Source organism: Gordonia sp. NPDC003424 (assembly GCF_053588655.1).
In genome coordinates, this window is sequence record NZ_JBSFQJ010000008.1 from 163,878 (window position 1) to 190,643 (window position 26,766).

Annotated in this window: 26 protein-coding genes; 23 read left to right on the forward strand and 3 right to left on the reverse strand. The window is 66.7% G+C overall.

What is annotated here, in order from left to right; genetic code table 11:
• Positions 1 to 202: 202 nt before the first annotated feature.
• Entirely contained in the window at positions 203 to 676 is a 474-nt protein-coding gene (locus tag ACWDTI_RS14180) for an NUDIX hydrolase (protein ID WP_449738727.1), read from the reverse strand.
• Positions 677 to 761: 85 nt separating this feature from the next.
• Between ACWDTI_RS14180 and ACWDTI_RS14185 the strand changes: the two genes are divergently transcribed.
• The 15 genes from ACWDTI_RS14185 (at position 762) to ACWDTI_RS14255 (ending at position 16,435) form a co-directional block, all read left to right on the forward strand.
• Positions 762 to 1,238: a hypothetical protein gene (locus tag ACWDTI_RS14185; protein ID WP_449738728.1), complete on the forward strand. Its 477-nt coding sequence runs from the start codon at positions 762 to 764 to the stop codon at positions 1,236 to 1,238.
• A gap of 62 nt (positions 1,239 to 1,300) precedes the next feature.
• Entirely contained in the window at positions 1,301 to 1,525 is a 225-nt protein-coding gene (locus tag ACWDTI_RS14190; RefSeq protein ID WP_449738729.1) for a hypothetical protein, read from the forward strand.
• A gap of 21 nt (positions 1,526 to 1,546) precedes the next feature.
• A complete protein-coding gene (locus ACWDTI_RS14195) occupies positions 1,547 to 2,056 on the forward strand; it encodes an O-acetyl-ADP-ribose deacetylase (protein WP_449738730.1) in 510 nt (169 codons plus the stop codon).
• Between the two features lie 70 nt (positions 2,057 to 2,126).
• Positions 2,127 to 3,068, forward strand: a complete 942-nt coding sequence (locus ACWDTI_RS14200; RefSeq protein WP_449738731.1) for an NADP-dependent oxidoreductase — start codon at positions 2,127 to 2,129, stop codon at positions 3,066 to 3,068.
• 31 nt (positions 3,069 to 3,099) lie between these two features.
• Complete coding sequence (locus ACWDTI_RS14205) at positions 3,100 to 3,927, forward strand: aldo/keto reductase (protein ID WP_449738732.1); 828 nt, start codon at positions 3,100 to 3,102, stop codon at positions 3,925 to 3,927.
• A gap of 46 nt (positions 3,928 to 3,973) precedes the next feature.
• The gene (locus ACWDTI_RS14210; protein ID WP_449738733.1) at positions 3,974 to 5,158 is read left to right on the forward strand and encodes an aminotransferase class I/II-fold pyridoxal phosphate-dependent enzyme; all 1,185 of its coding nucleotides are present in this window, start codon (positions 3,974 to 3,976) and stop codon (positions 5,156 to 5,158) included.
• A 10-nt stretch (positions 5,159 to 5,168) separates the two neighbouring features.
• Positions 5,169 to 6,374: a serine hydrolase domain-containing protein gene (locus tag ACWDTI_RS14215; protein WP_449738734.1), complete on the forward strand. Its 1,206-nt coding sequence runs from the start codon at positions 5,169 to 5,171 to the stop codon at positions 6,372 to 6,374.
• 196 nt (positions 6,375 to 6,570) lie between these two features.
• A complete protein-coding gene (locus ACWDTI_RS14220; protein ID WP_449738735.1) occupies positions 6,571 to 8,208 on the forward strand; it encodes an aromatic/alkene/methane monooxygenase hydroxylase/oxygenase subunit alpha in 1,638 nt (545 codons plus the stop codon).
• A 203-nt stretch (positions 8,209 to 8,411) separates the two neighbouring features.
• Positions 8,412 to 9,458, forward strand: a complete 1,047-nt coding sequence (locus tag ACWDTI_RS14225; protein ID WP_449738736.1) for a 2Fe-2S iron-sulfur cluster-binding protein — start codon at positions 8,412 to 8,414, stop codon at positions 9,456 to 9,458.
• A gap of 49 nt (positions 9,459 to 9,507) precedes the next feature.
• Positions 9,508 to 10,614, forward strand: a complete 1,107-nt coding sequence (locus tag ACWDTI_RS14230; RefSeq protein ID WP_449738737.1) for an aromatic/alkene monooxygenase hydroxylase subunit beta — start codon at positions 9,508 to 9,510, stop codon at positions 10,612 to 10,614.
• Positions 10,615 to 10,634: 20 nt separating this feature from the next.
• A complete protein-coding gene (mimD, locus tag ACWDTI_RS14235) occupies positions 10,635 to 10,973 on the forward strand; it encodes a propane 2-monooxygenase effector subunit MimD (RefSeq protein ID WP_449738822.1) in 339 nt (112 codons plus the stop codon).
• Positions 10,974 to 11,076: 103 nt separating this feature from the next.
• Positions 11,077 to 12,123 (forward strand): amidohydrolase family protein, encoded by a 1,047-nt coding sequence (locus tag ACWDTI_RS14240; protein WP_449738738.1) that lies wholly within the window; start codon positions 11,077 to 11,079, stop codon positions 12,121 to 12,123.
• Entirely contained in the window at positions 12,120 to 12,737 is a 618-nt protein-coding gene (locus tag ACWDTI_RS14245; RefSeq protein WP_449738739.1) for an iron-sulfur cluster assembly protein, read from the forward strand. Before ACWDTI_RS14240 ends, ACWDTI_RS14245 begins: the two co-directional genes overlap by 4 nt.
• A 93-nt stretch (positions 12,738 to 12,830) precedes the next feature.
• Complete coding sequence (groL, locus tag ACWDTI_RS14250; RefSeq protein ID WP_449738740.1) at positions 12,831 to 14,483, forward strand: chaperonin GroEL; 1,653 nt, start codon at positions 12,831 to 12,833, stop codon at positions 14,481 to 14,483.
• A 176-nt stretch (positions 14,484 to 14,659) separates the two neighbouring features.
• The gene (locus tag ACWDTI_RS14255) at positions 14,660 to 16,435 is read left to right on the forward strand and encodes a sigma-54-dependent Fis family transcriptional regulator (protein ID WP_449738741.1); all 1,776 of its coding nucleotides are present in this window, start codon (positions 14,660 to 14,662) and stop codon (positions 16,433 to 16,435) included.
• Positions 16,436 to 16,440: 5 nt separating this feature from the next.
• On the opposite strand, the gene ACWDTI_RS14260 is transcribed toward ACWDTI_RS14255, so the two are convergent.
• Complete coding sequence (locus tag ACWDTI_RS14260) at positions 16,441 to 17,109, reverse strand: DUF6891 domain-containing protein (RefSeq protein WP_449738742.1); 669 nt, start codon at positions 17,107 to 17,109, stop codon at positions 16,441 to 16,443.
• Positions 17,110 to 17,273: 164 nt separating this feature from the next.
• Here ACWDTI_RS14260 and ACWDTI_RS14265 point away from each other — a divergent pair, with 164 nt between their 5' ends.
• The 5 genes from ACWDTI_RS14265 (at position 17,274) to ACWDTI_RS14285 (ending at position 22,047) form a co-directional block, all read left to right on the forward strand.
• Positions 17,274 to 17,960, forward strand: coding sequence for a class II aldolase/adducin family protein (locus tag ACWDTI_RS14265; RefSeq protein ID WP_449738743.1), 687 nt, complete (start codon positions 17,274 to 17,276; stop codon positions 17,958 to 17,960).
• The gene (locus ACWDTI_RS14270) at positions 17,957 to 18,856 is read left to right on the forward strand and encodes a carbohydrate kinase family protein (RefSeq protein WP_449738744.1); all 900 of its coding nucleotides are present in this window, start codon (positions 17,957 to 17,959) and stop codon (positions 18,854 to 18,856) included. Before ACWDTI_RS14265 ends, ACWDTI_RS14270 begins: the two co-directional genes overlap by 4 nt.
• Positions 18,857 to 18,960: 104 nt before the next feature.
• Entirely contained in the window at positions 18,961 to 19,368 is a 408-nt protein-coding gene (locus ACWDTI_RS14275) for a Rid family hydrolase (RefSeq protein ID WP_449738745.1), read from the forward strand.
• Between the two features lie 59 nt (positions 19,369 to 19,427).
• On the forward strand, positions 19,428 to 20,816 hold the full coding sequence (locus tag ACWDTI_RS14280) for an FAD-binding oxidoreductase (protein WP_449738746.1): 1,389 nt from the start codon (positions 19,428 to 19,430) through the stop codon (positions 20,814 to 20,816).
• Between the two features lie 97 nt (positions 20,817 to 20,913).
• Complete coding sequence (locus tag ACWDTI_RS14285) at positions 20,914 to 22,047, forward strand: helix-turn-helix transcriptional regulator (protein ID WP_449738747.1); 1,134 nt, start codon at positions 20,914 to 20,916, stop codon at positions 22,045 to 22,047.
• A gap of 13 nt (positions 22,048 to 22,060) precedes the next feature.
• On the opposite strand, the gene ACWDTI_RS14290 is transcribed toward ACWDTI_RS14285, so the two are convergent.
• Positions 22,061 to 22,657, reverse strand: coding sequence for a TetR/AcrR family transcriptional regulator (locus tag ACWDTI_RS14290; protein WP_449738748.1), 597 nt, complete (start codon positions 22,655 to 22,657; stop codon positions 22,061 to 22,063).
• A 106-nt stretch (positions 22,658 to 22,763) separates the two neighbouring features.
• Here ACWDTI_RS14290 and ACWDTI_RS14295 point away from each other — a divergent pair, with 106 nt between their 5' ends.
• From ACWDTI_RS14295 to ACWDTI_RS14305, 3 genes are all read left to right on the forward strand, one after another.
• Positions 22,764 to 24,602, forward strand: a complete 1,839-nt coding sequence (locus tag ACWDTI_RS14295) for an acyl-CoA dehydrogenase (protein ID WP_449738749.1) — start codon at positions 22,764 to 22,766, stop codon at positions 24,600 to 24,602.
• Positions 24,603 to 24,661: 59 nt separating this feature from the next.
• Positions 24,662 to 25,423: an SDR family NAD(P)-dependent oxidoreductase gene (locus ACWDTI_RS14300; RefSeq protein WP_449738750.1), complete on the forward strand. Its 762-nt coding sequence runs from the start codon at positions 24,662 to 24,664 to the stop codon at positions 25,421 to 25,423.
• Between the two features lie 118 nt (positions 25,424 to 25,541).
• A complete protein-coding gene (locus ACWDTI_RS14305) occupies positions 25,542 to 26,759 on the forward strand; it encodes an NAD(P)/FAD-dependent oxidoreductase (protein ID WP_449738751.1) in 1,218 nt (405 codons plus the stop codon).
• Positions 26,760 to 26,766 lie beyond the last annotated feature (7 nt).

Here is a 26,766-nt window from a genome sequence, read left to right on the forward strand (position 1 = left end):
CGACCCGACCCGCGGCTTCGCCGGCCTGCCCCGACGGCGATCCGCCCAAGTGAGCATTCTGCGTGATCAGGCGACAATTATTGACGTGTGATCACGCAGCGTGCGCGGTTGGGCGAGATCCTTGAGGTGTTCGCCGCGACCGGCCGGCCCGCACCACGTCGCGATCGCCACCACGGTCGGCGCTCGGCGCGGTCGTGACGGTTCATCGCCGGAACCAGGCGGCCTCGTCGTCGCGCAACGCCTTGTCGATCCGTAGCCGGGACGTGTCGGCGAGATCGGCGGGGATCTCGTCGACGCCGAACCAGGCGACATCGGTGTTCTCGTCGTCGGCGGGATGCGGCTCCCCCGAGACGTGCCGGGCCAGGAAGCACACGTCGAGGTACCGGGTCTGATCACCGTTCGGATAGGTGACGAGCGGGGTCACGTCGATGCTGGTCAACCGGATCACCTCGGCTCGAATCCCGGTCTCCTCGCCGATCTCGCGGGTGATCGCCCGGGCCGGTTCCTCGCCCGGCTCGAGCACCCCCGAGACGATCGCCCACTGACCGGTGTCGACACGCCGGGTCAGCAGGATTCGGCCATCGGCATCACGCACCACGGCACTGACCCCGGACAGCCACAGCGGATCATGGCCGACGTGTTCGCGGAGGCGACGGATGAACTCGGGAATCGGCACGCCACCATCCTGCCGTGCGCGGCCGAACAGTTTGTCGGTACCCGATGATTCACTGCAGGTGACCCCGACACAGGAGGTGCGCCCGGTGAACCAGCCGCACGAACACCCGCAGGAAACGCCCATCGTCTCCGACTGGACAGGCATGGAGGCATGGCTCGTCGAGTCGCTCGAGTCGATGCCGCCCGTCGCTGTACTCGACCTCGGGCCGGCCCATGTCCTCGACGACGCGGACGACGCGGACTGCGTCCAGATCCACGCACTCGGTGGCGCCTACCTGATCCGGCTGTCCATGGTGATGATGTCGACGCCGCTGCTGACCCGCCAACGGGTCAACCGCGAGATCCTCGACATCTGGTTCTACGACGAGCGTTTCGACGACTGCACCCACGGGTACCTGATCACCCGCTCGCGGCAGCGCATCGCCGAGATCACCGTGGCCTGGTTCCGGGATCGCTGCGGATTCGCCGAACCGGGCCTGCTCGGCTGCTCCTACACCGAACCCGTCGAACTGCCCCGACATCGGGCCGACCGACCCCGGCGACACTCTCAGGGATACCCCTGATCTTTCCCCGAAATAGGCTCTGAACAGGTGATTTTCTCCGAACAGACAGGCATTGTGGAGTCATGACAACACCAACACCCAACCCCACATCCACCAACTCCGGCCTCGGCTTCTGGAAGGTGCTCGGCATCATCGCCGTGGCGCTGCTGGCCCTGTGCATGATCGGACCGCTCCTGAAAGGACTGTTCTGGATCGCGCTGATCGGGCTCGCGATCTACGGCGGCCTGATGCTCTGGCGGCAGAAATCGAAGAACTCGTCGGGCCCGAACGGACCGACCTTCAGCTGACCCCCGCCTACGCTGGCCTGCATGACCGCCATCGCCGTCGTCCGCGGTGACATCACCACCCAGCGGGTGGACGCGATCGTCAACGCCGCCAACTCGTCGCTGCTCGGCGGGGGCGGCGTCGACGGCGCAATCCACCGTGCCGGTGGCCCGGAAATTCTCCGCGAGTGCCGGCTGCTGCGTGAGACGACGCTCCCGTCGGGCCTCGAGCCCGGCGCCGCCGTCGCCACCACCGCCGGAGACCTGCCCGCCCGCTGGGTCGTCCACACCGTCGGACCCGTCTACTCGGCGCGGGAGGATCGCACCGAGATCCTGCGTGCCTGCTACTCGCGCAGCCTGCGGTTGGCCGAGTTCCTCGGCGCTCGTTCCATCGCCTTCCCACTGATCTCGAGTGGCGCCTACGGCTGGCCCCTCGACGACGCCGTCGCGCAGCAGGTGTCGGTGATCTCCGCAATGCGCACCGCGATCGACACCGTGACGCTGGTCGCTTTCTCCGAGGAGATCGCCGAACTCACCCGGCGTGCGCTGGGCTGATCCGAATTGTCCGATTGACCCGTCGACACCGACGCGGAATAGCCGCGGCGGCGATGCCCTTGCACCACACATGGCTCGTAGATACGTCGCAACCGCATACGGGGACCCGGCTGATGTGCTTCGCCTCATCGACGTCGACGTCCCACCACCCGGCCCCGGACAGGTGATCGTCCGCCCACAGGCGATCGGTATGAACCCGGCCGACTACAAGACGGTCACCGGACAGATGGGTGCCGACGAGTCCCGTCTCCCACTTCCGATCGGTTTTGAGGCCGCCGGTGTGGTGACCGCGGTCGGTGACGGCGCCGCAACCACACGCGGTCCGATCTCGGTCGGCGACGATGTCATCGTCTACCGCGCTGTCGGCGCATACACCGACACCCTGCTCGCCGATGCCGCCGCCATCCATCCGCGGCCCGCCACCCTCGACGTTGCGCACGCCGCGGGTCTGTTGCTGGTGGGTGTCACCGCCGCCGACCTGGTCCGGACCGCCGATGTCACTGCATCCGATGTTGTTCTCGTCCATGGCGGTTCGGGTGCCGTCGGGTCGATCGCGGTGCAACTCGCGGTCGGTGCGGGAGCCACCGTCGTCGCCACCGCAGGTGCCGCCAACCAGGATCACCTGCGTGCGCTGGGCGCGATCGCCGTCACCTACGGTGACGGACTCCTCGACCGGGTGCGCGGGGCCGCGCCCGGCCCGATCACCGCGGTCCTCGACACCGTCGGCACCGACGAGGCCATCGACGTGTCGCTCGAACTGGTCGACAACCCAGGAAAGATCGTCAGCATCGCCGGCTTCGGCCGCGCCGCCGACGGGATCGTGCTGATCAATGGCAGCAGCTCGCAGAGCAAGACCAACCGCGCGGCCGCCATCGACGGCCTCATCGCCGACGCGGCCGCCGGTGCGCTCGTCACCGAGGTCGCCAAGACCTTCCCGCTCGCCGAGGCACCCACCGCGCTCTCCGAGCTGGCCACCGCCCACCCGCGCGGCAAGTTCGTCCTGATCCCCTGATCCACCCCCCACAGATAAGGAGATGCACCACATGTCAGTTCCCGCAATCACTCTCAACAATGGCGTCGAGATCCCGCAGCTCGGATTCGGGGTGTTCCAGATCCCGCCGGCGGAGACGGAGGCGGCGACGCTCACCGCACTCGAGGTGGGTTATCGGCACATCGACACCGCGGAGATGTACGGAAACGAAAAGGGCGTGGGTGCCGCGGTCGCGAAGTCCGGCCTCGACCGGTCCGACGTGTTCGTCACCAGCAAGCTCAACAACAAGTTCTCGTCCTACGACGATGCCCTGCGCGCCGCCGATCAGACCCTCGCCGACCTCGGTCTCGAGCAGATCGACCTGTTCCTCATCCACTGGCCGCTGCCCACGGTCAGCGACTTCGTCCCCCGCTGGAAGGCGCTGGAGCGCTTCCTCGCCGACGGCAAAACCCGTGCGATCGGTGTGTCCAACTTCCAGCAGCACCACCTCGAGCGCCTGTTCGCCGAGACCGACGTCGTGCCGGCGGTCAACCAGATCGAGGTGCATCCCTACCTGACACAGAACCCGTTGCGGGAGTTCAATTCTCGCCACGGAATCGCCACCGAGGCGTGGTCCCCGATCGCCCAGGGCGATGTCCTCGACGACCCCGTCCTGGCGAAGATCGCCGCCGAGAAGGGCCGCAGCACGGCTCAGGTGACGTTGCGCTGGCACATCCAGCGCGGCGACATCGTGTTCCCGAAGTCGGTGACATGCTCGCGGGTCGAGGAGAACTTCGCCCTGTTCGACTTCGAGTTGTCGCCCGAGGACATGGCGGCGATCGACGGACTCAACAAGGACCGTCGTCGCGGACCCGACCCGGACACGTTCGACCGCGTCTGACGCCGCCTGACTCCCGGCGTGACGGCCATCGGCGACAATGGGCCCCATGAAGATCTCCCAGCGTGCCGAGGCCGTCACGCCGTTCTACGCGATGGAGTTCGGCAAACGGGCCGCCGAGTTGGAGGCAGACGGGCACCACGTGGTGAAGCTCAGCATCGGCGAGCCCGACTTCGGTGCACCGCCCGCGTTTCTCGCCGCGGTCGCCGACCTCACCGACGGCCGTCCGCTGACCTATACCGGGGCGCTCGGTCTGCCCGAGTTGCGTGCCGCGATCGCCGATTTCACCCGCGACCACTTCGGTGCCGCCGTCGACCCGCATCGCGTGGTGGTGACGTCGGGTGCGTCGGCGGCGCTGCTGCTGTGTTGCGCGGCGCTCATCGATCCCGGTGACGAGGTGCTGGTCGCGGACCCGTCCTACCCGTGCAATCGGCGGTTCGCGGAGAGCTTCGGCGCGCGGGTGCGGCTGGTCGGCACGTCCCCGGCCACCCGGTATCAACTGACCGCCGACCTCGTCGACGAGGCCTGGTCGTCCGACACCCGGGGCGTGATGGTGGCGACACCGTCGAACCCGACCGGGACCTCGATCCCCTTCGACGAACTGTTGCGGTTGTGCACCGACGTGGAGGCACGCGGCGGCTGGCGGATCGTCGACGAGATCTACCTGGGTCTGTCCGACCCGGCACCCGACGGCACGGGGCCGCGCAGCATCCTGACCGCCGACCCCGGCGCGATCGTCATCAACAGCTTCTCCAAGTACTTCGGGATGACCGGCTGGCGACTGGGCTGGTGCATCGTGCCCGACGAACTGGTGCCGGTGCTCGAACGACTCGCCCAGAACTACTACATCTGCCCACCGACCCCCGCTCAGTTCGGGGCACTGGCGTGCTTCACCCCGGCGTCGCTGGCGCTGGCCGAGGCGCGCCGCGAGGAGTACCGCATCCGTCGCGAGCTCGTCCTCGAAGGACTTGACCGCATCGGGCTGCCGGTGCCGGTCGTTCCCGACGGCGCGTTCTACGTCTACGTCGACGTGTCCGGAACGGGGCTGACCGCAGGCGAGTTCTGCGATCGCGCGTTGCGCGAGGCACACGTGGCCCTGACACCCGGAATGGACTTCGGCGAGCAGACCGCGGACACCCATATCCGCCTGTCGTATTCGGCGTCGGCCGACGAATTGTCGGAGGGGCTCCGCCGACTCGGTCGGTTCGTCGGCGCTGTCGGCAGCGACTCGTAGACTCCACGGCATGAGCACACCGACGATCGATCCCCGGAAATTGGCGTCCACCCTCGACGACGTGCTCGCCGCAGCGACCTCCGGCGACGACCGCGTTCCGGGCGTGGTCGCGGGTGTCACCACCGACACGGATGACGTCTACCTGGGGTCGGCGGGCCTGCGGTCGATCGACGACGACTCCACCCCGATGACCACCGACTCGGTGTTCGCGATCTTCTCCGCGACGAAGGCCATCACCGCGACGGTCGCGTTGCAACTCGTCGAGCAGGGTCGGCTCGACCTCGACGCACCCGCCCGCGAGTACGTGCCGCTGCTCGGGTTGGTCCGGGTCATCGAGGGTTTCGAGGACAATGGCGAACCGCGTTTGCGGGCACCGGAGACCGACCTCACGACCCGCCAATTGCTCACCCACACAGCGGGTTTCGGCTACGACTTCTTCAACGAGACCTACGCGCGACTGTCCCGCGACGGGCGGATGCCCGACATCTCCACCGCCACGATGGATGCCCTCACCACACCACTGCTGTTCGATCCGGGAACGGCTTGGGAGTACGGGAGCAACATCGACTGGGTGGGCCTGGTCATCGAGGCCGTCACCGGAGCCCGCCTCGGTGACGTGATGAGCGAAGACCTCTTCAGCCCACTCGGCATGTCCGATACCGGCTTCGCGCTGTCCACCGACCAACGCGAGCGCCGCGCGGTGATGCACCGTCGCAAGCCGGACGGGACCCTCACACCGAACCATCGGTTCGCCCAGCCCACGGACCCGGAGGTCCAGATGGGCGGCCAGGGACTGTATTCGACGGTCCGCGACTACCTCGCGTTCTGCCGCATATGGCTGCGCGGCGGCACCTCGGATTCCGGCGAGCAGATCCTGGCGCCGGAGACCGTCGCCGAGGCCACCCGCGGTCAGCTCGGCGACCTGTCGGTGCGGATGCTGCCCGGCGTGAAGCCGGCGCTCTCCCACGACATCGAGTTCTTCCCCGGCCTGCCCAAGTCGTGGTCGCTGGCGTTCATGGTCAACGACGCTGACGCCCCCACCGGACGTCGGGCCGGGTCGTCGGCGTGGGCCGGACTGGCCAACCTTTACTACTGGATCGACCCCGCGACCGGTGTCGCCGGTTTCTGGGCGACCCAGCTCTTCCCGTTCGGCGACCCGCCCGCATTGCGGCACTACCTCGACTTCGAAACGGCCACCTACCAGGCGATACGCTGACGCCTCGCGGACGCCCGCAGCCGTTTCCCGCCGTCCCCCGACCGTCGAACCGACGCCTGCATCGCGGGTTCACGTCAACAAACTTGTGCGCCGTCTCACAGTGAGACGGGTGTGTCCGTCATCACACGGTTGTATCAAAGGCGCTCCAGCCCAGCAGGCCGGCATCTCGTCGGCCTCCTATCAGAGGAGGCGCACATTGAGCAGGCAGAGCTTGACCAAAGCCCATGCGAAGATCACCGAGTTGTCCTGGGAACCGACGTTTGCGACCCCGGCGACACGTTTCGGAACCGACTACACATTTGAGAAGGCCCCCAAGAAGGACCCGCTCAAGCAGATCATGCGGTCCTACTTCCCGATGGAGGAGGAGAAGGACAACCGCGTCTTCGGCGCCATGGACGGTGCCATCCGCGGCAACATGTTCCGCCAGGTGCAGGAGCGCTGGCTGGAATGGCAGAAACTCTTCCTGTCGATCATCCCGTTCCCGGAGATCTCGGCCGCCCGGGCGATGCCGATGGCCATCGACGCCGTCCCCAACCCGGAAATCCACAACGGTCTCGCGGTGCAGATGATCGACGAGGTTCGTCACTCGACGATTCAGATGAACCTCAAGAAGCTGTACATGAACAACTACATCGATCCCGCCGGGTTCGACATCACGGAGAAGGCATTCGCCAACAACTACGCCGGCACCATCGGCCGTCAGTTCGGCGAGGGCTTCATCACCGGTGACGCGATCACCGCCGCCAACATCTACCTGACGGTGGTGGCCGAGACCGCGTTCACCAACACCCTGTTCGTCGCCATGCCCGACGAGGCGGCCGCCAACGGTGACTATCTGTTGCCGACGGTGTTCCACTCGGTGCAGTCCGACGAGTCGCGGCACATCTCCAACGGCTACTCCATCCTGTTGATGGCGCTGGCCGACGAACGCAACCGCCCGCTGCTCGAGCGCGATCTGCGCTACGCATGGTGGAACAACCACTGCGTCGTCGACGCCGCGATCGGCACATTCATCGAGTACGGCACCAAGGATCGCCGCAAGGACCGGGAAAGCTACGCCGAGATGTGGCGTCGCTGGATCTACGACGACTACTACCGCAGTTACCTTCTGCCACTGGAGAAGTACGGTCTGGTGATCCCGCACGACCTCGTCGAGGAAGCGTGGAACCGCATCACCAACAAGTTCTACGTGCACGAGGTCGCGCGGTTCTTCGCCACCGGCTGGCCGGTCAACTACTGGCGCATCGACCCGATGACCGACAAGGACTTCGAGTGGTTCGAGGAGAAGTATCCCGGTTGGTACAACAGGTTCGGCAAGTGGTGGGAGAACTACAACCGCCTCCGCTACCCGGGCAAGAACAAGCCGATCGCGTTCGAGGACGTCGACTACGAGTACCCGCACCGCTGCTGGACCTGCATGGTGCCCGCGCTCATCCGTGAGGACATGGTGGTCGACAAGGTCGACGGTCAGTGGCGCACCTACTGCTCGGAGACCTGCGCGTGGACCGACAAGGTGGCCTTCCGCCCCGAGTACGAGGGTCGGGAGACCCCGAACATGGGACGGCTCACCGGTTTCCGCGAATGGGAGACGCTGCACCATGGAGGCGATCTTGCCGACATCATCACGAATCTCGGTTATGTGCGCGATGATGGCAAGACCCTGATCCCGCAGCCACACCTGGATCTCGATCCCGACAAGATGTGGACCCTCGACGATGTTCGAGGCATCCAGTTCGGCAGCCCCAACATCGCGCTGAACGAGATGTCCGACGCGGAACGCGAGGCCCACGTCGCGGCGTACAAGGCGAACAAGAACGGCGCCGTAACCGTCTGAGTACCGGTCGCCGAGCAGCCTCCACCGCTGGTCGAGTAGCGACGAGCGAGCGCAGCGAGCCCGACGCGTATCGAGCCCACTTCCATTGCACGGACAGTGATCTCGATGCGCTCGGCTCCTGCGTCGCCGGGCCTACTCGATCAGCGGTAAGGGAGGAGCGCGCTCGATCAGCCGGCAAATCCTGCAGCTCAAAGGAGAACCACGTGGCCGACAGCCACCGCATCAGCTTCGAACCCGTCGACATCGAGATGGAGGTCAGCGAGGACGAAACCATCCTCGACGCCGCGTTCCGGCAGGGCATCCACCTCATGCACGGATGCCGGGAGGGACAGTGCTCGGCGTGCAAGTCGTTCGTGCTCGACGGCGACATCCAGATGGACGACTATTCGACGTTCGCCTGCAACGAAGCCGAGGAGGCCGAAGGGTACGTCCTGTTGTGCCGCAGCTTCGCCTACAGTGACTGCGAGATCGAGCTGCTCAACTTCGATGAGGACGAATTGCTCGGCGGCGCACCGATTCAGGACGTCCGCACCCGGGTGGCGGCGATCGAGCCGATGACCCGCGACATCGTGTCGCTCAAGCTCGACGTGGTCGAGCCGGAGGCGATCGAGTTCAAGTCGGGCCAGTACGTCGACATCTTCGTGCCGGGCACCGACGAGAAGCGCTCGTTCTCCATCGCCACCACGCCGGCCACCCCGGACAAGCTGGAGTTCCTCATCAAGAAGTATCCGGGCGGCCGGTTCGCCGGACTGCTCGAGGGCGGCTTGTCGGTCGGCGACGAGGTTGCGGTGAACGGCCCGTACGGCTCCTGCACGCTGCGCAACGGTCACGTCCTGCCGATCGTGTGCATCGGTGGCGGCGCCGGCATGGCACCGTTGCTCTCGCTGTTGCGCCACATCAGCGAGACGCCCGATCTCAACCGGGCGGTGCGGTTCTATTACGGTGCACGCACCGCCGCGGATCTCTTCTATCTGGACGAAATCGCTTCTCTCGGTGAGAAGATCCCCGATTTCACATTCACCGCGTGTCTGTCCGATTCGGGCGACGACGCACCCGACGGAGTCACGGTGGCGGTGGGGAACGTCACCGACATCGTCAACGACATCGAATCCGACCTGGCCCGAACGGAGGTGTATTTCTGCGGTCCGCCGCCCATGGTCGACGCGGCACTCGCGCTCGCCGAACAGCATTCGGTACCGCGCGATCAGATCTTCTACGACAAGTTCACCAGCCCGGCATTCGACCAGTAGGCGCCAACAACGCCGCCCTTGGTCGGCCCGAACGACAGGAACGAAAGGCATGTCCGCACCAGCAGAACCCCGGGAGCGCAGCTTCCCGTCCATCGAGTTCACCGACGCCGAAGCCGGCGCGCGGGAATTCCCGAGCAGCCACAGCCGCAAGTACAACTACTATCAGCCGGCCAAGAAGCGCGCGACGATGTACGAGGACGTGACCGTCGACGTACAACCGGACCCGGAGCGCCACCTCACACAGGGCTGGATCTACGGCTTCGGCGACGGTCCCGGCGGCTATCCCAAGGAATGGACCACGGCGCAGTCGAGCAATTGGCATGCGTTCCTCGACCCGAACGAGGAGTGGGAACAGACGATCTACCGCAACAACTCGGCGGTGGTCCACCAGGTCGATCTGTGCCTGCAGAACGCGAAGCGCGCGCGTGCCTACGATTCGTGGAATGCCGCGTGGCTCAAGTTCATCGAGCGCAATCTCGGCGCGTGGATGCACGCCGAGAGCGGTATGGGACTGCATGTGTTCACGTCGATCCAGCGGTCGGCGCCGACGAACATGATCAACAACGCGGTCGCCGTGACCGCAGCCCACAAGCTGCGCTTCGCGCAGGATCTGGCGCTGTTCAACCTGGATCTGTCGGAGGCCGAGGAGGGTTTCGACGGTTCGGCGCACAAGGAGGTCTGGCAGTCGGCACCGGAGTGGCAGCCGACCCGCGAGGCACTGGAGAACATCACCGCCATCGGTGACTGGGCCAAGCTGCTGTTCGTCACGAACATCATCTTCGAGCAGCTCGTCGGTTCGCTGTTCCGCACCGAGCTGGTCATGCAGGTGGCCGCGCGCAACGGCGACTACATCACCCCCACCATCGTCGGCACCGGCGAGTACGACTACGACCGCGATCTCAAGTACAGCATCTCGCTGTTCCAGATGCTCTCGCGTGACCCGAAGTTCGACATCGACAACCGGAAGCTGTTCGCGCACTGGATGTCCGAGTGGGTGCCGAAGTGTTTGTCCGCCGCCCGTGGGCTGCAACCGATCTGGTCGCAGCCGACCGACAAGTCGGTCACGTTCGAAGCCAGCCTGTCGGCGGCGAAGACCAAGTTCCGTGACGTCCTGGCCGCCATCGACGTCGACATCCCCGAGGAGTTGAACCAGTGAGCACCGTCGAGTCGAACGCAATGCATTTCGGAACCGACACCGAGTTCTCCAACATGTGCGGGGTGACTCTGATGAACACCCCGGTGGGCCGCGTCGTCGCCGAGGTCATGGGAGCCAAGGACGGTGTCAGCCTCGTCGAGTACCCGTCGATGATCCGCGTCGACGGCGTCAATCGACTCGACTTCGACTACGACGAACTGACCGACGCGCTCGGCCAGGACTTCGACGGTTCGATCTTCGAGGAGATCAGCTCGACGCACTACGGCCGCATGGTGCATCTCGACGACCGCACCATCCTGTTCGCCAGCCCCGAGGATGCCGCCGAGTTCATCGGCTTCGACCTCACGGCGTCGAGCTAGCCGCACCGCGGCACCGACTCCGCGCCGCCGGGGGCTCCCCGATCCTCCCCCGGCGGCGCGGTCACCACCGCTCCAACAGCCCCCAGAAGAGAGCGAGCCAGGAATGTACGAGAAAGACGGCGAGAAGTATTTCATCGTGGACGCCCACGTGCATCTGTGGGATGGCCGCGAATCCAACCTTCGCAACATCCATGGCAAGCAGTTCATCGACTGCTTCTACGACTATCACTGCAACCTCAGCCCGGAAGAGGAGGTGTGGGATTACGACACCTACACCTACTACGGCGCCGAGAGGCTGATGCGCGACCTGTTCACCGACGGTCCGGCCGACCACGCCATCTTCCAAGCCACCATCCTGCGTGACTTCTATCTGAACGGCTTTGCCCAGGTGGATGATTCGCTGGAACTGTGCCGGCAGAACCCCGACAAGCTGACCTACAACCACGCCTACGATCCACGCGACGGCGAAGTCGGTCTGGCGCAGTTGCGCGAGGATGCCGCAAGGATGAACCTGCGCGGGGTGAAGCTGTACACCGCGGAGTGGCATGGCGAATCGCGGGGGTACAAGCTGGACGAACCGTGGTCGCGTCGCTACCTCGAAGAATGTATCAACCTGGGCATCAAGAACATTCACGTGCACAAGGGGCCGACGATCCGTCCGCTCGACCGTGACGCGTTCGATGTCGCCGACGTCGACAAGGTGGCCACCGACTACACCGAGCTCAACTTCATCGTCGAGCACTGCGGACTGCCCCGCCTCGAGGACTTCTGCTGGATCGCCACGCAGGAATCCAACGTGTACGGTGGCCTCGCCGTGGCCATCCCGTTCATCCACACGCGCCCAAGGTATTTCGCGCAGATCATCGGGGAACTGCTGTACTGGATCGGCGAGGACAAGATCCTGTTCGCCAGCGACTACGCGTTGTGGACGCCGCAATGGCTGGTGGAGCGCTTCGTCGACTTCCAGATCCCCGAGGACATGACCGAGTACGCGCCGATCACCGTCGAGCAGAAGAAGAAGATCCTCGGCCTCAACGCGGCTGCGCTCTATCCGCACATCGAGGTACCCGAGGAGTTGCGCATCCCCACCGACGCCGCCGATCCCGGTGTCGACGTGGCGGCCGGCGCCAAGGAGGCGATCAACGCATGACCGTCCTCGTCGATGTCGCCCACCACTCTCCGGTCGACGACGCCATCCATGACGCGCTGTCGGGCGTGCTCGACCCGCACCGATCCGAGCCGATCGTCGCGGCCGGACTCGTGGCGGCCGTCGCGATCACCGATGGCGGGGTGAAAGTCGTTCTGCGACTGCCGGAGTCGTTCGGCTCGGCGGCGCTGGCATTCGTGCTGGGCGCCGACGTCCTCGACGCGCTCTACCAGGTGGACGACATCGGCGAGGTCGCGGTCACGGTCGTGGATCATCCCGACTCCGCACAGATCAACGTGGGCCTGCGCTCCGATGCCTGCTGCCTCGAGGTGCTCGGCAGCGATCAGATCGCCGGTCTGCGATCGGAATTCGACCGCCAAGCCCACACCACCGCGGTACGCAGGTGCCTGGATGCGATGGTCGCCGAGGGCCGTACGACCGCGGACCGGACAGGTCACGTCCTGCTCCGCGACGTCCCGCCGGGGTCGTTGCGCAATGCGCTGATGCGTCGACGCGCCAACCTCGGCCTCAGCCTCTGCCCCAACAGTCGCGTGCTCGTCGATCACACCGGCCAGCCCCGGCCCGGATCAGACAGGAGGCCGCCGATCGCCTCCTGACCCGATCAGTTCGTCCAACGCTTCCGAAACCAACTGTCCCACAAACAAACCCCTCATCCCGGGGATCTGAACACTGAGAGAAGGTGCACGATCATGGCCAAAGAGTTGCGCTACAACGCCGAAGCGCGGCTGCGGCTGGAGCGGGGCGTGAACGCCCTCGCCGACGCCGTCAAGGTGACGCTCGGCCCGAAAGGCCGAAATGCGGTGCTGGAGAAACTGACCGGACCACCAACGATCACCAATGACGGTGTCACCATCGCGCGCGAGATCCAACTGCGGGATCCGTTCGCGAACATGGGAGCTCAGTTGGTCAAGGAAGTCGCGATGAAAACCAACGGTGTCGTCGGCGACGGCACCACGACCGCGACGGTGCTGGCACAGGCGATGGTGCGAGAAGGGCTGCGCGCCGTCGATCAGGGTGCCAATCCGATGCGGGTGCGCCGCGGCATCGAACGGGCCGTGACCGCGGTGATTGCGGCGCTGGGCGATCAGGCCGTGCAGATCGGCGGCCGCAGCGACCTGGAACGCATCGCGAGCCTGGCGGCGAGCGACGACGACGTGATCGGCGAGGTCATCGCCACCGCCGTCGAACACGTGGGTCGCAACGGGGTGATCACCACCGAGGAGAGCGACACCATCGGCCTGGCGGTCGACGTGGTCGACGGCATCGAGTTCGACCACGGCTACACGTCGGGCTACATGGTGACCGATCCGGAACGGATGGAGGCCGTCCTCGACAACCCGGTGGTCCTGCTGACCAACAAGAAGATCACGTCGGTGCAGGAGATCATGCCGGCCATCGAATCGGCCAAACGGGCCGATCGGCCGCTGCTGGTTCTCGCCGAAGAGGTCGACGGACCCGCCTTGCAGTTGCTGGTGGGCGGCAACATGCACAAGACGATGCTGTCGGTGGTCGTTCGTGCGCCCGGCTTCGGACATCGCCGTGTCGCCGAACTGGAAGACCTCGCCATCGCTCTCGGCGGGCACGTGATCGCCAAGGACACCGGTATCGAGCTGTCGGAGGTGTCGGTTTCGCACCTGGGAACCTGTGATCGGGTCACGGTCACCGAGAACTCGACGACGATCGTCGGCGCGGCGGGTGAACAGAAACTCGTCGATGCCCGGGTGGCACAGCTCGAGGCGCAACTTCAGCGGGCACGTATCGATGCCGACCGCGACACCCTGGAGTTGCGGATCGCCCGGCTGACCGGTCGGGTCGCGGTGATCCGGGTCGGCGGTGTGACCAGCGTCGAACTCAAGGAACGGATGCTGCGCGTGGAGGATGCGCTGGCCGCGACCCGGGCTGCGGTCGAGGCCGGCATCGTCTCCGGCGGCGGCACCGCGCTCGCCCAGGCACATCGTGCGCTCGAGGCGCTCGGCGACGTCACCGGCGACGAGGGGGTGGGCATCGAGGTGGTGCGCCGCTCGCTCGCCGAACCGCTGCGGTGGATTGCGACGAATGCCGGATTCGACGGCGACGAGGTGGTCAACGTGGTCAGCGGGTTGCCGCTCGGACACGGGTTCAACGCACTGACCGGTGAGTACGGCGACATGTTCGACGAGGGTGTCATCGACCCGTGCAAGGTCACCAAGGCCGCGCTGGAGAGCGCCGCGTCCATTGCGGCGCTGCTGATCACCACCGAGACGGCAATCGTCGAGGAGGTGCTGACCAATCCGGGTGCGATCGTGGCGCCCGGCTTCGGCGACCTGGCGGAAGGAATGGTTCGTCCGTCCAACATCTACTGACGAACACCTCCTCGAACTGGGCCGGCCGCGATCCGAACATTCATATGTTCGCGGCGTTGATCGCGGCCGGCCCTCTCCACCAAGACCTGGCACCGAAATCTGTCGGAAGCGCCTCGACAGGTTCGGCTACACTGGCAGTGATGTGAGATCCACATCACAGAGGAGTACATCGTTCTGTGAGATCGCAGCCCACCTCTCAGACCCCCTCGACAACACCGATCGCCGTTGCGCGCGAACGCTTCTTGACGAACCACAGCATCGATGTCGGTGTCCGCGAGAGTATTTCGACGTCCTGGAGACGCTCTCGCGACTTCAACGTGCACGCCGACCGGCTCGAGTTGCCGTTCGTCCGTGAACCCAACCTCGAGAGTCCGCTGATGGCCGCGGCGCGACCGGTGATCCACCAACTCGCCGACGACCTGTCCGCCGAACCCGTCAGCATCATCCTCACCTCCTCCGACGGCGTGGTGCTCTCCCGCGCGACGGCCAGCCATTCACTGGAGGATCGACTCGACGACGTCCGCCTCGCCCCGGGGTACAGCTACAGCGAGGAACATGCCGGCACCAACGGCATCGGCACCGCTCTGGAGACCCGGCAACCGACCCTGGTGCGCGGCTCGGAGCACTATGCGGGATGTTTCGCCCAGCTATCGTGTGCCGGGGTGCCGATCGTTCATCCGGTGTCCGGATCGATGGTCGGCGCGCTCGACCTCACCGGCTGGGTCGGTGACAGCGGACCGCTGTTGCTGTCGCTGGCCAAGTCCGCGACCGCCCAGATCGAACAGCGCATGCTGTCGCAGGCCAGCGAACGGGAGTCCCGGCTCCTCAATGCGTACCTGTCGACGTGCCGGCGGGCACCGCAGATGATGGTGCTGGCCATCGCCGGGGACGTCGTGTTGATGAACCACCGCCTGCGGCTCGCGGTGGACCCGCAGGATCACGTGGCGCTGCTCGAGCACGCCGTCGACCAGACGGTCGACGGGTCGTCGACCCGGCGGGTCAGCACGCTGCCCAGCGGACATGTCGTGCGGCTGTCCCCGGTGGCCGAGTACTGGGACGACGACGCCGGAATGGCCGTGTTCTTCGCCCATCTGCTGCACGCGGAGAGGCCTGCCATTGCGGCCGACTCACGGCATCAGGGCACCACCCTGCCCGGGATCGTCGGACGCAGTTCCTCGTGGCGTCAATGCTGCGAGCGGGTGGTCCGCTACACCGACGCCGGCCAATGGATCGCGGTGTCCGGGGAGAGCGGTGCGGGCCGGTCATCGCTGTTGCGCGCGGCCGCCCAGCACGCTCGCGGTTCCACCAGGGTCTTCTCGGCCCGCGACTTCGAGCGCCACGAGGAGACGATGGACGCGTTCGCCGGCGAACTCGAGCGCGACGACTTCAGCATCATCCTCAAGGACGTCGACCAGTTCGGCGAGAACACCCAGACCGAGGTGGCAGGCCTGCTGCAGGGCCTCGAGGACTCCGGCTGGGTGGGCATGACCATCGCCGACGACGACCCCGAGACCGCCGCCGGCGCCATGCTGCTGCCGTTCTTCACCCACACCGTGCCGATCCCGCCGCTGCGGCACCGGATCGAGGATCTGCACGACCTGATCCCGGCGTTGTTGCGGCAGTTGACCCGCGGCCGGGAACTCACTGTCAGCGCCGAGGCGATGCGGCAGTTGAGCAAGTACAGCTGGCCGGGCAACGTCGCCGAACTCCGGCAGATCCTGCGGGAAGTGGTGCTCCATCAACGATCGGGCGTGATCGATGTGCGGCAGCTGCCGCCGACGTGTCGCTCCCTGAGCCGTCACACCCTGACCCGCATCGAGGCGCTCGAGCGGGACGCGATCGTGCGCAGCCTGGAGGAGAACGCCAACAGCAAGGCCGCGGCCGCTGCGGCCCTCGGCATCTCCCGGGCGACCATCTACCGCAAGATCAAGGAATTCGGCATCAACATCTGAGCCGGCTATCCGGCCAGGCTGAGCGGCAACGGCTTTTGCCATGAGTGAATCGCCACGGCGATCCGCTCATGCCGCGACCCGGACCAGTCGACGTCGAGGCCGTGACGCCGCAGCACCTCGACCACCTGGGTCCCGACCAGCGTTTCGGTACGGTCGTACACTTCACGTTCGGCGGCTTGATCACCCTCGGACATCGCGTCGAGCAGCGACACCGGCAGTCGGGGATGCGGACGGAACGCGCTGAAGCCCAGCCAGAGCACCGGGTCGTCGTCGGCGAGACGTTCGGCGTCCTGCTCGTGGAAATAGACGTAGGCCCATTCGCGGTACGGATACCAGTCGGCGGGGTCGGGATCGTCCGTCCGCTCGTCGTCGATCTCCTGGTTGGCACACGTCGCACAACACGCGAAGTTCATCCGGGCCAGCACACCGGCCGCGTCGAGTTCGTCGAAGGCGGCCCGCAGGCGGCCGTAGTCGCCGGTGTCGGTCCAGCTCCGCGCCTGCGCCGCGCGCTGTGCCCACAGCCGCCGGGTCTCGGTCAGCGCCTCCTCGGGTGCGCTGCCGGTGTCCTCGGCCCAGTCGCGGACATCGGACTCGATGTCGGGCAACCCGACAAAGCCGGGGATCAGGCGCGCGCGGACGAATTCGTGCAGCTCGGTCAGCAATTCTTCGGGCATCGGTCCCCTCGATTCTCCTCGACTCCGATGTCGGGTGATTGCTCATTTGACGCGCGCGATCCGTGTTCGGTTCCGCCTTGCGGCGATATTCGGATGTTGGAATGACTCGTCCCAACCCACCGAGTCGGCCGGGTCGAACGTCGGTGCGCGGTAGTCTCGCTGACGTGCCTTCCGGGTCGGATTTCAGCGCCGAACGTGCCGCGCTCGTATCCGCCGCCCGTCGCCTCGCCGCCGCGGGCATGACCCACGGGACCGGCGGCAACCTGTCGGTCCGGGCCGGCGATCACGTGATCCTCACCCCGTCGGGCTGCCTGCTCGCCGAGGTCACCGCCGACCAGATGGTCGTCGTCGACCTCGACGGAACGATCGCCGTCGAGACCGCCTACACGCCGACGTCGGAACTGAAGATCCATCTCGACGTCTATCACCACACGTCGGCGACCGCGGTCGCGCACGCACACCCGGTCTCCTCGATCGCCGTGGCGAACATCGTCGACGAATTGCCGGTCGTGCACTACACGGCGGCGCTGATCGGCGGCTCGGTCCGAGTCGCTCCCTTCGCCGTGTTCGGCAGCCGGGAACTCACCGGGTACGTCGCCGCCGCGCTCGCCGACCGGTCGGCCGCACTCATGCGCAACCACGGGTCGGTGGCCTACGCGGACTCGCTCGACGCCGCATGCGACCGCATCGAGCTGGTCGACTGGCTCGCCGAGGTCTACCTGCGGTCAGCGGCGGTCGCGCCGCCCGCCGTACTCACCCACGACGACGTGATCGCCACCATCGTGGCCGCCGCCGAGCGCCACTACTCTCCGTTCCCGCGTTCCACCGATCGAGAGGACCACGACTCATGAGCATGGCCACCTTCGGCGCCCACGTCCTCGACGTGCTCGCGCAGCCGGTCGACGAGATCCCGCCGGGACAGGGCGCGGTGCTCGTGGGGAACCTGCGGATGTCCGCGGCCGGTTCGGCGGGCGGCACCGCGATCACGCTGGCCAAACTCGGGGTCGAGGTCTACACCGTCGGCGCCATCGGCCGCGACGATCCCGGCGATCTGCTCACCACGATGCTCAACCGCTTCGGCGTCAACACCGATCACCTTGTCGCCGTTGACCAGCCGACCTCGATGAGCATGCTCCCCATCCGCAGCAACGGCGACCGGCCGGCCATCCACCTGCCGGGCGCCAACCTCGCCTACCCGCTCGACGACGCGCCGCTGGAACTGCTCACCGGCGTCGACCACGTGCACCTCGGCGCCCCTGAGCTCCTCAATCCACCGGTGCTCGCCGATCTCCTCGCCGACATCCGCGATACCGGGACCACGGTGTCCGCGGATCTGCTCGCCGACGGGAATCCAGGCATGCTCGCGTGGATCGAACCGATCCTGCCGCATCTGGATTACCTGTTGCCCAACGCCGATCAGGTGCGCGGACTGACCGGCGACGGCGACCTGGTGACTGCGTGTCGCCGGCTGGTCGAGCTCGGCGTGGAGTGCGTGGCGGTGACCGAGGGCGCCGGCGGCGCGCGGGTGGTGACCGAACTGGACTCCGAACACGCGCCGGCCACCGCGGTGGACGTCGTCGACACCAGCGGCTGCGGCGATGCATTCTCGGCGGGTTTCCTGGCCGCCCGCGACCACGACCTGGGTCTGCTCGAATCGGCCCAGATCGGTTGTGCAGTAGCCGGATTCGTGGCCACCGGACTCGGCAGCGACGCCGGGGACTTCACCTGGTCGAGCGTCGCCGGCTGACCGATCGCGCGTCGGTCCATCGACCGACCCCCAGAAATCTGGGCCGAAAAGTACCCCGGTGATCGGGATGGGAAATCCGTCGCGCACCAGCGAATCTCATATGCGTGACCACCACAACACCCACCCTCTCGATCAATCCGTCGACCTGGAACGCCCGGTTTCACTTCGACCAGGCCCAACTACGCACCGCACCAACGGAAATCCTCACCATCTCCGGGCAGGCCTCCGTCGACGACGACGGCATGCCGGTGCATGCCGGTGACATCGAGGCACAGTTCTCGCTGGCCGTGCACCGCATCGAGGAGATCCTCGACTCCGCACGCATGACCTTGGCCGACGTGTTCGCGCTGACCATCTACACCACCGACGTGCCCGGCACCCTCAACGCCTACGACGCGCTCGTCGAGCGCCTCGAGATCCACCATGCGACACCGCCGGCCACGCTCGTCGGCGTCACCGCGCTGGCCATGCCCGATCTCGCCGTCGAGATCACCGCCCAGGCCGGACGCTGATCCACCCCCGAAGACCCCATTTATTGCCCCACAACATCTTTCACCCAGGAGAACCTCACATGTCCCTCACCATCCCCGGCTTCCGCAAGTCCGCGAAGACGGCCGGCATGACCCTCGAAGCACTCGCCGCCGCCGTCGACGGCCCGGTGCTCACCCCCAGCGACCCCGCCTACGCCGACGAACTCGCCGGCTTCAACGTCGCGGCGGTGCAGAACCCGGACGTCGTCGTCGGCGCCACGTCGGCCGACGACGTCGCCACCGCCATCCGGTACGCCCGTGCCAATGAGCTGCGGATCGGCGTCCGCGCCACCGGCCACGGACCGGTGGTCGTCGGTGACCGGACGATGACCGTCACCACCTCCCGGATGACCGATGTTGCGATCGACCCCGACGCCCGCACCGCACGCGTCGGAGCAGGTGCCCGGTGGCGGGACGTCGCGGCCGCCACCGCGCCGCACGGGCTGACCGGGCTCGTGGGATCGTCGTCGTCGGTGGGAGTTGTCGGCTACACGCTGGGCGGCGGTCTCAGTCCCCTGGGCCGGGCCTTCGGGTTCGCCGCGGACCGGGTTCGGCGCATCGAGGTGGTCACCGCGGACGGCATCGTTCGCACGGTCGACGCCACCGCCGGCTCCGACCTGTTCTGGGCGCTCCTCGGTGGGCGCGACGGATGCGGCATCGTGACCGCCATCGAGTTCGGACTCCTTGAGCAGCCGACCGTGTACGGCGGCGGCGTCTTCTTCGCCGGGTCATCGGCCGAGCAGGTGCTGCACGCCTGGCGACGGTGGGCACCCACGCTGCCCGACGAGGCCGGCACATCGGTCGCGATCCTGCGTCTGCCTCCGGACCCGCAGCTCCCACCGCCGCTGCAGGGCCAGACCGCCGTCCATGTGCGGTTCACCTACACCGGCGACCCCGAGCAGGGCGCGATGCTGCTGGCCCCGATGATGAGCGCCGGTCCCATCCTGCTGCAGAACGTCGACGTGCTGCCGACGGCTGCGCTCGACGCGGTGCACATGGACCCGCCCGGTCCCCTGCCCTCTGTCGACCGCGGGTGCACGTTGCGCGAGTTCCCGGCGCAGGCCGTCGACGCACTGCTGACCGTTGCCGGACCGGAGGTGGCGAGTCCCCTCGCAATCGTGGAAGTCCGACTCCTCGGCGGCAGGCTCGCGACTCCGCAGGGTGCGCCCAACTCGGTGGCCGGACGCGACGGTGCCTATTCGGTGTTCGCCATCGCCGTGCCGGCCGGCCCTCTCGGGGACCTGGCCGGGCCGCACATCGACGCGGTCAACGACACGGTCGCTCCATGGTCGGGTGGCGGTCTGCTCAGCTTCGCCGGCGCCGCGCGCGCCGACGGGCTCGCGGCGCTGTGGGATCCGGCCGACCGCGCTCGTCTCGCGGAGATCCGGCGTCGTCACGACCCGACGGGCATGTTCCGCCGCCACGCCTGAGGTGTTCTGTGGGGGGCGCCTCCGGCGCCCCCCACAGATCACCAATCCCTGAATTCTGGGATGGACAGCTGACCTGCAGAGAAGGACACTTGTGAGCATGACCACGGCCCTGACCGCCGAACGCGTCCGGCGGGATATCGACATCCTGGCACATGCCGGCCTGGGCGTCGGCGACTTCCTGCACGAGGCCATCGAGTCCCTGTCCCGGGCGGTTCCGCACTCGGCGGCATGTGCCGCGACGGTCGACCCGAATACCCTGCTGCTGACCGGTGCGCGCAAGTACGGGTCGCTGGTGGGCCGTAACTCGCACGACGACGAATGGGGCCTGATCGAGTACGGATCGGTGGAGACCACGTCGTTCCGGGAGATGGCGCTGGCCGGAATCGACTCGGTCGGGATGCATCAACTGACCGAGGGCCGACCGCATCAATCACAGCGCATGGCCGAATTCATGGCCCCGCGTTTCGAATTCCGTGACGAGGCACGCCTGGTCGCACGTGCCGGCACGCAGGTGTGGGGCGGATTCGCACTCTTTCGGGAGAAAGGCGAGAAGCCGTTCGACACCTCGGAGATCGACTACCTCCGGACGGTGTCCCAACCGTTCGCCCAGGGCGTTCGGGCCGGGTTGCTGGCCAGCGTCGTCGCCGAACCACAGCCCGCGGGGTCGATCGGGCCGTGTGTGATCATCATCGACAGCCGCGATCAGATGATCCAGATGAGCGCCGGCGCCGACGCGCGGGTCGCCGATCTCGTCGCCGGATCCAACAGCGGCGCCGCCACTTCCGTCATTGTCGCCCTGGTCGGCGCGGCCCGGCGGTATGGGCGCGGCGAGACCGACATACCTCCGCGGCTCCGCGTGCGCGGCGCGTCGGGGATGTGGCTCGTCGTCCATGCGTCGCCGCTATCGAACACCGACGGACGCACCGGCGAGGTGGTGGTGACCATCGAGGAGGCACGGCCACCGGAGATCGTGCCGCTGGTGGTCGCCGCGTTCGACCTGACCGCCCGGGAACGCGACGTCACCCAGATGGTGCTGCAAGGCGTTGCGACCAAGGACATTGCCGCATCACTCCACGTTTCGGCCTACACCGTTCAGGACCACCTCAAGTCCATCTTCAACAAGGCAGGTGTCCGCAGCCGGCGCGAACTCATCGCCCGGGTGTACTTCGACCAGTACGCCCCGCGGATGAACGAGCCGCTGCTGCCGTCGGGCAGCTTCGACGTCTCGTGACCGTCACGCACGCTCACCGAGCGGAAGGCGCCCGCACCATCCGGAGGACCAGCTCGGCGTAGGCGTCGCCGAGCGCGGCCGGGTCGTTGTGGGTGCGCGACGGAAACCAGCGACACACGTCCACGCACAGCGACGAGATCGCGAGCACCACATCATCGACGTCTGCCACGTCGAAATCCCCCGACGCCACACCCGCCCGCACGATCCGCGCCATCACCTCGGTGGTCTCGCGGCGGATGGCGGTGATCGTGCGGTAGTGATCCGGGTTCAGGCCGTGCAGCTCGTACTGCACCACTTTGGCGTGCTCATGATTCTCCGCCTGCCACGACGCGAACGCACTGACCACCGTCGCCAATCGTTCTGTTGGCGAACGACTTTCATCGTCGTACTCGCGCAGGCCGGCAAGCACCGAGCGGTGCCCCTCGAGTGCGATCGCAAAGAGCAGCTCCTCTTTGGACTTGTAGTGCGGATACATCGCCGCCGCACTCATGTTGAGCCGCTTGGCGATCTGTCTCGTCGACGTGCCGCCGTACCCGACCTCCGCGAATGACGCGATCGCAGCATTCCGGATCCGCGCGGCCGCGGCCGAGTCCCGCTGTCGCTCCGTCATCACTCCCCTTGCCATTGACCATGAACCGTTCCTCAGGCAGTATAAGCAAGTGCTTAGGAAATGAGCGAGTGCTTATTGCCCGTTCGTCCCGGACCGAAGGAGTTTCATGGCCACCCCGATGTCCCGTCGCGATCTCGAGTTCCTGCTGTACGAATGGCTCGACGTCGAATCCCTGACGAGCCGGGAGCGGTTCGCCGAGCACTCCCGGGAGACTTTCGACGCGGTGCTCGAACTCAGCGAAGACCTCGCAACCAAGCGCTTTGCGCCGGTCAACAAACTCGGCGACCAGAACGAGCCGTACGTCGGCGACGACGGCAAGGTGGTGCTGCCCGAGGAGATCGGTGCGGGTGTCGACGAGTTCGTCAAGGCCGGACTGCTCGGCGGCTCGTTCGACGAGTCGGTGGGCGGCATGCAACTGCCGACCGTCGTCTCCCGCGCGTCGAGCGCCTGGTTCCAGGCGGCGAACGCCGGGATGTCGTCGTACGCCTTCCTCACCGTCGGCAACGCCAACCTGCTCGCCACCTACGGCACCCCCGAACAGATCGACACCTGGGTGCGCCCGATGGTCGAGGGCCGCTTCTTCGGCACCATGTGCCTGTCCGAGCCGCAGGCCGGGTCGTCGCTGGCCGACATCACCACCAAGGCCGTCCCGCAGGACGACGGCACCTACCGGATCACCGGCACCAAGATGTGGATCTCCGCGGGCGACCACGAATTGTCCGAGAACATCGTGCATCTCGTGCTCGCCAAGGCCCCCGGCGGCGGCCCGGGCGTGAAGGGTATCTCGCTGTTCATCGTGCCCAAGTACCTCGCCGACGGCACCCGCAACGACGTGGCGCTCGTCGGCCTCAACCACAAGATGGGCAACCGCGCCACCACCAACACGCTGCTCAACTTCGGTGACGGAACCCACTCCCCCACAAGCACTCCCGGTGCTGAATCAACTCGCTCCGCTCCCGGTGCCGAATCAACTCGGCCCGCTCGCTCCGCTCCCGGCGCCGTCGGATACCTCGTCGGCGAGGAGCACAAGGGCCTGTCCTACATGTTCCACATGATGAACGAGGCGCGCATCGGCGTCGGATTCCTCGCCACCGCACTTGGTTACGCCGGCTACCTGGCGTCGCTCGAGTACGCCAAGGTACGCACCCAGGGCCGGCCGGTCGACGCCAAGGACCCCACGAGCAAGCCGGTGCCGATCATCGAGCACGCCGACGTGAAGCGGATGCTGCTGGCGCAGAAGTCGTACGCGGAAGGCGCTCTGGCACTGGGCCTCTACTGCAGCAAGCTCGTCGACATCGAGGCCACGACGACCGGCGACGAACGCGCCGGCACCACCCTGCTGCTCGACGTGCTCACCCCGATCGCCAAGAGCTGGCCGTCGCAGTGGTGCCTGGAGGCCAACAGCCTCGCCATCCAGGTACACGGCGGCTACGGCTACACCAAGGAATTCGACGTCGAGCAGTACTACCGCGACAACCGGCTCAATCCCATTCACGAAGGCACCCACGGTATCCAGGGGCTGGACCTGTTGGGCCGCAAGGTCGTCATGAAGAACGGCGCCGGACTGGCGCTGCTGGCCGAGACGATCGGCGCCACCATCGACCGCGCGTCGGGCTCCGAGGTCGGCGCCCCGTACGCGGCGGAGCTTCGAAAGTCGTTGGAGCAGTTGGTGTCGGTCACCGCCCAGGTGTGGTCGTCGGGTGACGCCGCGGTGGCACTGGCCAATGCCACCGCCTATCTCGAGGCCGCCGGGCACATCGTGCTCGCGTGGATCTGGCTCGAGCAGGTGCTGGCCGCCGACGGCCACGAAGGCGACTTCTACGACGGCAAACGTTCTGCGGCACAATATTTCTTCCGCTACGAGCTACCCAAGACCGGTCCCATGATGGCGTTGCTGGCCACGTCCGATCGCACCACGCTGGACGCGGACCCGGCCTGGTTCTGACACGGCCCGAAGTACTTCTGGCCACGAATCTCTCTATAACGCAAGGAGTGTGATCTTCGATGTCCATCCTGGACATGTTCGACATGAGCGGCAAGGTGGTCATCGTGACCGGTGCGTCGTCGGGGCTCGGTGTGGCATTCGCCAAGGGGTTCGCCGAGGCCGGCGCCGACATCGTGCTCGCCGCCCGGCGTGCGGAGAAACTCGCCGACACCGCGGCCATGGTGGAGGCGCTGGGCCGCAAGGCGCTGGTGGTCCCCGCCGATGTCGCCGACCCGGAGCAATGCCAGAACGTGATCGACACCGCGATGGAGACCTTCGGGCACGTCGACGTGCTGATCAACAACGCCGGCGTGGGCACCGCCTTCCCGGCCACCCGAGAGACCCCGGACCAGTTCCGATCGGTCATCGACGTCAATCTCAACGGGTCGTACTGGATGGCACAGGCCTGCGGGCGGGTCATGCGACCCGGCAGCGCGGTGGTCAACATCTCCAGCGTGCTCGGCATCACCACCGCCGGACTGCCGCAGGCCGCCTACGCGTCGAGCAAGGCGGGCGTCATCGGCCTCACCCGTGACCTCGCCCAGCAGTGGGGTACGCGCAAGGGAATTCGCGTCAACGCCATCGCACCCGGATTCTTCGAAAGCGAGATGACCGACACCTACCAGGACGGCTACCTCGACGCGCAGATGCCGCGCGTGATCCTCGGACGGATGGGTCAGGGCGAAGAACTGGCGGCCACCGCGATCTGGCTCGCGTCTCCCGCTGCGGGATATGTCACGGGGCAGACGGTCCCGGTCGACGGGGGCGTCACCATCACGTAGGCCTCAACGACAGGGGTGATCTGACCGAGTGCCGCGCGTAGGGTGGATCGGAGGACTTGCAACCGAGCCGCCGCTGAAGCCACCGGCGACGGCCATAACGCTCCGGGAGGCAAGGAAGATGACCACCATCGTGATCGTCGGCGGCGGGCTGGCCGGCGCCAAAGCAGCAGAAGCCCTGCGCGAGAAGGATTTTGACGGACACGTCATCCTGTTCGGCGCCGAGGAACATCTGCCGTACGAGAGACCACCACTGTCCAAGGAGTTTCTCGCCGGGAAGAAAGACCAGGACGACTTCACCGTGTTCGACCGTGCCTGGTATCGCGACCAGCACATCGACCTGCGGCCCGGCACCCAGGTGACCGGGATCGACGCGGCGAGCAAGACGGTGTCGCTGCCGGACGACTCCACCGAGTCCTACGACCAGCTGTTGCTGGCGACCGGCGCGAGTTCGGTTCACCTGCCCATTCCCGGCTCCGATGCGTCCGGGGTGCATTACCTACGCACCATCGACGACGCGCGGGCGCTGACCGAGGTGCTCGGCGACGGCAAGAGGCTGGCCGTCGTCGGGGCAGGGTGGATCGGGCTGGAGGTCGCCGCGAGCGCGCGTGAGCGAGGCACCACCGTCACCGTCTGCGAGACGGAACCGCTGCCACTGCTGCGCGCCATGGGCACCGAGGTCGCCGAAGTGTTCGCCGACCTGCACCGCGAGCACGGGGTGGATCTGCGCACCGGCGTCCAGGTCGCCGAGATCACCACCGAAGGCGGCACCGCCACCGGGCTGAAACTCAAGGACGGCTCGACCGTCGATGCCGACGCCGTGCTGGTCGCCGCGGGCGCGCGACCGAATCTCGACCTGGCCGAATCCGCCGGCCTCGACATCGGCGGCGGCGGTGTGCTCGTCGACGCCGGGCTGCGCAGCAGCGACCCGGACATCTTCGTCGTCGGCGACATCGCCAATGCGCAGCATCCCGTTCTGGGCACCCGCGTCCGCACAGAGCACTGGGCCAACGCGCTGAACCAGCCGGCGGTCGCCATCGCCAACATGCTCGGCAAGACCGAGGAGTACACGAATCTCCCCTACTTCTTCACCGACCAGTACGACCTGGGCATGGAGTACAGCGGGCATGCAACCGATTACGCGAAGGTTGTGTTCCGCGGTGACAAGGCGAAGCGCGAGTTCCTCGCCTTCTGGCTCGCCGACGACTCACGCGTACTGGCCGGCATGCAGGTCAACATCTGGGATCAGCTCGACGGCATCAAGGCCCTGATCACCGCGGGCAAGCCGGTGGATGCCGAGAAGCTCGCCGACCCCGACATCGACCTCTCCACGCTGTAGCCGCCGC